4 protein-coding genes and 1 pseudogene are annotated in these 8,820 nt (G+C 34.9%); all 5 read left to right on the plus strand.

What is annotated here, in order from left to right:
* A pseudogene (locus OZD70_RS00980) lies at nucleotides 1-671 on the plus strand (Rpn family recombination-promoting nuclease/putative transposase); the annotation flags it as partial.
* A 108-nt stretch (nucleotides 672-779) separates the two neighbouring features.
* Nucleotides 780-2,369, plus strand: a complete 1,590-nt coding sequence (locus tag OZD70_RS00985; RefSeq protein WP_275020182.1) for a cytoplasmic incompatibility factor CifA — start codon at nucleotides 780-782, stop codon at nucleotides 2,367-2,369.
* Nucleotides 2,370-2,435: 66 nt separating this feature from the next.
* The gene (locus OZD70_RS00990) at nucleotides 2,436-5,924 is read left to right on the plus strand and encodes a cytoplasmic incompatibility factor CifB (protein ID WP_275020180.1); all 3,489 of its coding nucleotides are present in this window, start codon (nucleotides 2,436-2,438) and stop codon (nucleotides 5,922-5,924) included.
* Nucleotides 5,925-6,559: 635 nt separating this feature from the next.
* A complete protein-coding gene (locus tag OZD70_RS00995; RefSeq protein WP_275020287.1) occupies nucleotides 6,560-7,930 on the plus strand; it encodes a TomO hydrophobic C-terminal domain-containing protein in 1,371 nt (456 codons plus the stop codon).
* Between the two features lie 553 nt (nucleotides 7,931-8,483).
* Nucleotides 8,484-8,768: a hypothetical protein gene (locus OZD70_RS01000; protein WP_275020288.1), complete on the plus strand. Its 285-nt coding sequence runs from the start codon at nucleotides 8,484-8,486 to the stop codon at nucleotides 8,766-8,768.
* The last annotated feature ends 52 nt before the right edge of the window (nucleotides 8,769-8,820 follow it).

An 8,820-nucleotide genomic window follows, 5' to 3' on the forward strand; every position in this document is an offset into this window, starting at 1 on the left:
AACGTGCCCAATATTATGCTGCTAAAGCTTACTCAAGTCAAGCAGATCAAGGTGATGATTATCATAACCTCAAGGAAATTATCTTTATAGCTGTTGCTGATTGTATTATTTTTCCAGATAAGGCTGAGTATAAATCTAATCATACTATTCGGGATGAAAATACTAATGAGCATGATTTAAAGGATCTCTACTTCGTATTCATTGAATTACCAAAGTTTACCAAGACTAAAGAAGATCAATTAAAAAATATAGTAGAAAAGTGGTGTTATTTTTTTCGATATGCAGCAGAAACAAGGGAAGAGGACCTAGATAAAATAGTTGGTAGTGATGTAATAATAAAATGAGCTTATGAAGAGATGAATAAGTTTAATTGGTCGGAGGAAGAATTACTAGCATATGAGCAAAGGAAAAAACGTTTAATGGATGAGGTAGCTGCTTTCGCTCAAAAATTTGATGAAGGTGTTAGGGTTGGACACGAAAAAGGCAGACTAGAAGGCATCCTCATCGGTCATCAAAAAGGCAGAGCGGAAGGTAGGGAAGAGGGCGAACAACAGGCTAAAATTGCTGTGGCAAAGAATTCACTTAAGGCGGGTGTTTCTATTGATGTTATTGCTGAAATAACAGGGTTTTCTGTTGATTATATTAAGAAAATTCAAGAAAAGAAGTTTTAGCCATAACGTTTTTTTATTAAACCCTCTATTCTAGTAATTTTAATATTGCAATCCATTCTAATATCTGTACAATACCTTTTTTATATAAATACTTAACAGGCGGGGTTAATGCCAACACAGAAAGAGCTTCGGGCTACGATGTCCAAAAAATTACAGGAAGCTATTAAACATCCAGATCCAACAGTTGCTGCTGGGAGGAAGTCAGCTATCAAGAGATGGGTGGGAGTCCTTCAGGATAACTTTATGGAGCACATAAAATACTTTAAGGGTGATAAGCTGAAGTTCTTGCACAGTGTATTCCGAGCTGAAAGTTCCTGGTCAGGTGTAAGGTTGAATAATGCTGCTTTAGGTCAAAGTTTTACTAAAAAAAAAATAAGGAAAATCGATAATCCACTTCGCAAATATGAGATGGCTTGTAGTTACTGTGTAGTAGATAAAATTCATCCACTCTTTCAAAAAGCATTTAAATCCTACAAAAATGGATTTTCTTCTGATGAACTTGATAGTAGAGGTAATCCTATAACTGATGAGTACATACGAAACTCGCTTTTGGGTGGCATTCGAAGGAAAGGTCCTCTATTTGATTTCTGGATCGATAGAGAATCTGGGGAATTAAAGCAGTATGATGCAGTAGAAGGTTTTGACAGTGCTGTAAAACTTAAGTGGAGTGAAGGGGTAGAGTATTTTTATAATCATTTAAAAGAAGAAGATAAGGAAAAGAAGCTTACAGAAGCTATTCTTGCTCTTTCTCGTCCTCAATCTGTTGAGAAAGACGCTCCTATTTTAGATTTTTGTGTAAGGAATATAGGTGATAAAGATACTCTTTTACAGAAATTGCTGCAGAAAGATAAGGGAGTATATTCCATTCTTGCTGAATTAATAGAGTCATGTTTTTTTGATACGGTTCATGATTTGGTACAGTGCTGGTGTTATAAAGGCGTTTCAGAACGTGGAGATCATTCAGAGAAAATATTCTCACAAGATGAGTATGACCTCCTCCTTTACTCACTTTCAAATGTAATGTTGAAAAATCCTGAGTCAAGTGTTCAAGCTAGATCTCTTGTTATGAAGATTTGGAAATGTGAACGCTTTACTGAATACAGAGAGACCTCTGTTAATACTTCTAATTATACAGTTCCTATAAAGAGTGTACTTGGGGGATTAATTATTAATTGGAAACGAGGAGATGTTTGTAAGCCCAATAGGAAAGGAGAGAAAGAAGAAATATTAGATATGGCATCATTTGCTAGAAGTTACTTTTCTGAAGAGTTTGAATTTTTTAAAGAAGATGTTTGTAAGCTCAATAGGAAAATAGAGAAAGAAGAAATATTAGATATAATATCATTTGCTAAAAGTTGCTTTCCTGAAAAGTTTGAACTTTTTAAAGAAGTCATGGTAGAAAACCTTAGATTATGTGGTAGAGAAAGAATGGAAGAAGGTATAAACTACGATGATTTGGCGAAAGAATTGTTTTCTGAGTTAAAGAAAACAACTTTACCTCCTGGAGGTGATGGCCCTAGGTATGATTTACGGACACGATCTAAAGCTCATGGCAGTAAGAGAACAACTTTGCCAGTTAAAGCTTGTGGCAGTAAGAGAACAACTTTGCCAATTGATGATAGTCCGCAGTCTGAGCTTGGAACTCCTAGTGTAAGTGGTGTTTCTTCTTATAAGAAAAAAAAGCATCTTTACGCTTAGTGGTAATAAGTAATCCACTTATGAACTCTTGGTATTTTTGGTCGTAGTAAATAAAGGGTATTTTGTATGAGTAATGGTGATGGGCTTATTAGGAATTTAGTGGATGGAGATCTTGATGGTTTTAGACAAGAGTTTGAATCCTTTTTAAATCAATGTCCATCTTTCTTGTATCATGTAGGTACAGGACGTTTCCTTCCTGTATTCTTTTTTAGTATGTTTGCTACTGCTCATGATGCAGGCATTTTGAATACAGATGAGAAAGTCTATTTTCGTTTTGATAATCATGGTATTGATACAAGTGGTAGAAATAGAAATACAGGAAACCTAAAAGTTGTTGTTTTAACTCGTAATCGTGACGGACAGCAAGTTGTCAGGTGTTACAGCATTTCTGATCGTTCTAATAGTGGTGGGTTAAGATTTAGTAAAAGGGAGAAAGATTCTCTAGTACAAAAAATTATACAGCAAAATCAAGGTTTAAGGAAAGAAGACCTAAGTTTTGAGCAGTACAAAGTATGTATGCATGGGAAAGGCAGGAGTCAGGGAGAGGCAATTGCAACAGTATTCGAGATGATTCGTGAAAAAGATTCTCAAGGTAGAAATAGATTTGCTGAATATTCAGCGTCTGAGATTAGCCTTCTGAGGCATATAGAACGCAATAGGCTTAGGGAGATTAATGTGCTTGCGCCAAGCAGTGTGTTGAAAGTTAAGGAAATAGAAAGTATACGACTCGATCAAGATCAGATCGTACAGCTTGGTCATTTGGTCAATTTTGTGCAAGTTGGACCAAGTCAGCAAGGGATTTTCAATTTTATGGAAGTGCTAGCAAGTAACCAAAGAATAAATGTAGAACGTGGAATAAATGAAGGAATTTTGCCATACATAACTCGAATCTATCGTAATTACCTAGGCAGCCTACAAAATGACATTCAAAATCGCAGTCAAAAGTTTGAGAGTTACGGGTTTTTATTAGCTTTCTTAGCAAATTTTAGTCATCGCTACACAATAGGCATCGATCTTGACTTATCTCCTAGAAACTCACATGTTGCTTTTCTTGTACGTCATCAAGAAGAAAGAGGAAATGTTCCTATTGTCATTAATATTGCTACAGGAGCAACATTGTCCAGTACCGCATTAGACTGTGCCAGAGGTCACGCTAAAAGATTATATGTTTCTTCATTTATACCTACCACATCAGAGCATACTGTTTGTGTTGGATTAAATTTTGATTTAAATCGAATTCCTTTTAGGGTTGATACGGTAGGGCTTCAACAGGATAGATTTCCTTTAGTACAAAGATTATTTGAGTGTTTGGAGAATGAAGGAATTAGAGAAAATATTAGAGATTTCTTACTTCAACATCTTCTTGCTAAAATACCAAGAAATGCAGAGAATTATAACAGAATATTTGATTGTATAACTGGTTTTACTTTTGGGAGTAGTGCTTTTGCTAGAGAGTATTTAGAGCTGGAAGAAGGAGAAGATCGAGTACGTGTAAGAAAGTATATATTTAGATACGGTGATGGAGATTTAAGAAGACATACTTTAACTATGGTCTTTTATGCTCAGGGTCATAATATAGTTACACTTCATATTAGAGCTCACGATGCGCAACAGCAAGAAGCTATCGATTTACAAGCTCTTAATGTTAATAGAAATAATGTTCATATATGGGAAGTTTCATGCACACTTAATGACCAATTTGAGCTAGATATTGATCAACCAAATGACCTTGGTTTATATCACGATTACCAAAATAATAATGCAAATAATTTTCTTGCTGGTGATCTTATACAAGTGCCTAATGTTGAAAATGTACATGGTATTTCAGAAAGGGTTATGAACGATGGCTGGAAAAATGTAGGTCAGCATAGAGAACTATTTCAAGAGATCTCTGGAATATTGATGCCACTTAGGGACGCAATAAATGTTAATAGTGAGGATAAGTTTCGTTCTATACTACATGGTACATTTTATGCTAGTGATAATCCTTATAAAGTGCTTGCTATGTATAAAGTTGGTCAAACATATAGTTTGAAAAGGGGGCGGGAAGAAGAAGGAGAAAGGGTAATACTCACAAGAATTACAGAACAGACATTAGACATTTTATTATTAAGACAACCTACAGAGAATGATCTAGATACTCATCCAATTGGATATATATTAAGATTTGCTGGTAATGTAGAAGAAGTAGCACAAAAGGAGAATAACGCAAAAGATCGAATAAAAGAACTTATGAACAAGCAAAGAGGATATTTGCTTATTACTTCTGGAAATGAGGTGGTTTTATTTCCTCTTATATTTAATGCAGGTGCAGGGAGAGTAGAAGGTCTGATATCTATTCCAGAAGGAATAGGAAGAGAAGAGTATGTACATAAACTTGATCGTGGTGGTCGTGACTTAAGATCAGGAGGACTAGTGGTCCCTGAAAGTGTTATTGATGAAAATCCACCAGAGGGTCTATTATCAGATCAGACTCGTGAAAATTTAATAAATTATATTCGAGAAAATCCCGGACGGAACCAGACTTTACTGTTTGATCTAGGTGATAGTCGATGTGTTAGTATTACTACCTTCGAAGGTAGTAGACAACAATTCCTAGAAATACTAAGGTCAAGAATAATGGGAGGTGATAATGCCATTCCTATAGCACAAGGAATAAGAAGACAAATAAGAGATATTCTTGGAAATCAAGGGATAGAAGTAAATGATCTACTTACACTAGAATTTGCAACGAGAAATGGACTTTATGATTACTGGCTTCAACAAATTGATATAGCTCATGCTGGAAGATTGCAATATCAGCTTCGTACTGAAGGTAATCACACTTTTGAAGCAGCTAATTTGGCAAGGAATGACGGTAACGAGCACATTGTTAGAGTATTAAATCAATTTAGGGAAAACGAAGAACAACAGCGTTTAACTTTAATCATTACTTTAAATAACACTCATTGGGTTACACTAGTGATTGAACGTCAAAATGGGAACTATGTTGGGTACTATGCTGATTCAACTGCTACTGCTGTTCCAGGTGGTATTACCGATATCATTCAAAATAACTTAGGAAATAATATCAGGATTAATAATGTTTCTGTTCGTCAGCAAACAGATGGTTGGAATTGTGGTTTATGGGCATTAGAAAATGCTAAGGATATTAATCGAGTCCTAAATGAAAATCCTGGAGAACAAGTTCAGAATATTGTAAATATTATGCGTGACTTTCTCGAAAGAAACTACCCAAACAGAGATAGAAATTACTTTCAGAACATAAGAGTGGGCATTTCACAATTATTCAGGAATGATCCGGGATTTCAAGATGTGCAATTGCAAGCATACATTCAAAATAGAGAACAAATTGATCCATTATTACGTACTTATCTAGAATTAAGATATCACAGAGTGGGAGAAGGGTGTGGACCAGTAGAAGCACCTATATCGCTTAGTGTTAGTGATTCCAGTAATTTTGGTGGCCTGCCACAGTCGAGCTTAGAAAGTCCTGAAGCTAGTGTGTTTCTGACCTTAGCAAAGGTAAAGGCGGTAGGTAGAAGTAATCGGTAGATGAAAGGAGTGTAACAAAAACCTTATGCATCAAGTAGAGATTGTGAGCAAATTTAAAGAAGTTAAGGTGGGTAACCTGTTTTTTTCTACTTGTAGCAATGTTTCAAAAAGTATATGTGTCGAGTTGGGTAAAGTTGAAGGAGGTTCTTAAATGAACAGCTATTAATTTAGTAGTATACAACATTAATAAATTTAAATAATGCAACCATTTCCAGCAACCAAAACCAGCAAGCTTTTGTTCTGACATCGGCTGTGAATATGCACAAAGATTCAAAACTTTCAATGATCTTACCTCTTATGAATTCAGTAGCTTTGATTTGAACGGACACTGAACAGAGAGCTCAGCAAGGGTTATAGCGCTCAGATTAGCTTACTTTTACCACATTTATATATGAACTAATTTACCTAGCTTTGTTGCAAAAATTTCACACCTTTGTTTTCACAACGCCGCTTTTATTTAAATTGTTCTCACGAAGGTAGGTACCTTATTTGTGCTTTTTGAAAAGGTAGTTAATAAATAAATTTGTTGTAACACTAAAATTAGATATTTCTCTCAAAAATATTTTATCCAAAAAAACACCTTTTCTTTCTATTTAAATTGTGATAGAATTACAAGGGTTAAAATGAGGTATGATATGCCACCAAAATCAAGTCAGGACTCCGTTGGGGAGTCCAATCATAATAAGGTACCTGAGCAGGTTGAGCTGATTTTCGTGGGTGGCGAGTACATGTCTGATTTGGATAAATCGATTTTCTACTTTGACCCATCTTACTTTGCTTTCTCGAATACCCTGATTCACCTGAGCAGTCCGTGCCGCCAAATTTTCACAAGTAACTTGTACGATTCGATTGATGAGGCTGAACTGAGTGACAGAATTGGTGTAGCTGGCGCAAGTAGACTGGCTGAGCCAACTAGCACAATAGCAACTGCATTGAACGAAATGAGGGAACTAATAAAAGGGAACCCATCACAGTTGAGATGCTTAGAAAAAATTGTAGCAGGTGTTCAAAGTCTTACTCATGAGGCAGAAGAACTGATTAAGCGTGGTGATGGCCGAACTTGCCACAAAAATTCGCTTGAAAACCTAGCTCAAGGTGTTCACGAAACTAAAAAAAGATTACAGTTAAAAGAAGATTTAAGTGTTTCTTTAGATAAAGAAAATCAGGAGTTGTCAGAACAAAACGATCAATTAAAAGAAGAGAATAGAAAGCTTCTAGCCAAAAATAATAAACTAAAGACACAGCTAACTAGAGCAAATGCAGAAGTAGAAGAACTATCTTGGAAGTGTAAGGATGGGGAAGATAGGCTATTGAAACAAGAAAGGAATGAGTTCAATAACGAATACAAACACATTTCAAGGTCAGAAGAGGTAAAAGATCTTGATATACAAACAGAGGACATAGGTGCATTACAAGAAAGAGCCGAATTAAATGACTACCGTAGGAAAGTAGTAGAGCTGGAAGAAAAGCTAGGTATGGCAAATGCAGGCAATAAGCAATTAACATCAAGTAATAGTTTTTTAAAAGAAAGGATAAAACAACTAAAAGAAGAATTAAGGTTGAAAGATTCACAGCCTAATTCTACAGAAAAAACCATTTTTGATGAAATAAAAGAAGCTGATCAGCAACAAATGGGGATTTTTCAAATGGATCTAAATCTACGGGAACAGCTTGAAAGCAAGAATGGGCTAGAAAGTCAAATCCGAGATCTGCAGAAACAACTTGAAAGCAAAAATAAAGAGCTAAATGGTAAAAACGAAAAATTCTTGGAAGCAAGCACTCATAGTAAAAGGCAAGGTAAGTGCGCCTCTGTCTTTTTTGTATTATCTTGCGTATTTGCTGTTGGTGCAAGTTTAACAATGTCTTATTTAGCAATATGTATTTCACTCGCAGTAGCTGCGTCGGTTTTTCTTATAGTAGGGTGTTGCTGTTCATATAAAGCAAATACAGCACTTAGTAATGTTGAAGTTGATAATGGTGTTAATCCTGCAGTTGTGGAAGTTTGAAATAACCTAAGTTGAGAAGGGATAGAGTTAAGTTAATAATTTAGAGATCTTCCTAAGGATTGACACTTATAGTGGGAAGAGGTAACTTTTAGATAACATTATTGCCGCTAGTTATTATGCATCAAGCTTAACTTGTGTTATTTTTTTGCTATTGGTTAATTTATATAAGTTAAAAGGTGGATGAGAAAGTATACCTATTTAAAGTCTCAAAAAATCTATCGTGGTACATCAAGCCTTTATAAGTTTGCAGACAGATGCTTTTGATTTTGAATTGATTTGGTTTTTACAGTAACACAAATGATTTTATAAAAGTAATGAACTTTATTTTATGATCTAGTTTGACTGTTATGCCTAATGAAAAAAGCGTCAGGAATTCTTATATCTATAAGATTTTTGAGCCAGATAAAAAGATGCAGAACCAGACTCGAAAGTAGATAGGTCTCTTGCATAATCTCTATTAAGGACCTAAACAATATGATTAATAATTAAACTAATTTGACATGTTGTTAAAATAGTATTAAACTATATATATTAGATAATTAATGGGGTTTTCATGTTAAGCGATATTATAAAATCTGATACCAAAGCATTACATGGTATATTTGTTGGAAAGAAATTTCGTAGATCAGCTGATGATCGCAAAGGAAAGTACCTAGTGGGTCTGGTTTCAAAACATTCAGAATATTCTATATGTGTAGTAACTCTGCCAAAAGAAATAATACCTAACGATGTTACTTTGAATGCTTTAATTCTTACTTATGAAAAAGACCCTTCAACTTTACCAATTTTATTGAAATATTTTACTCATAAAAATCTTCTAAGAAACTTCCTTAACTAGCTCCTCTTGTTGCACTAAAGTATAGCCAAATTCTCGTGCCTTTTTGATCAAA

Origin of the sequence: Wolbachia endosymbiont of Drosophila tsacasi, assembly GCF_028982115.1 — a bacterium.
Lineage (GTDB): Bacteria > Pseudomonadota > Alphaproteobacteria > Rickettsiales > Anaplasmataceae > Wolbachia > Wolbachia pipientis_B.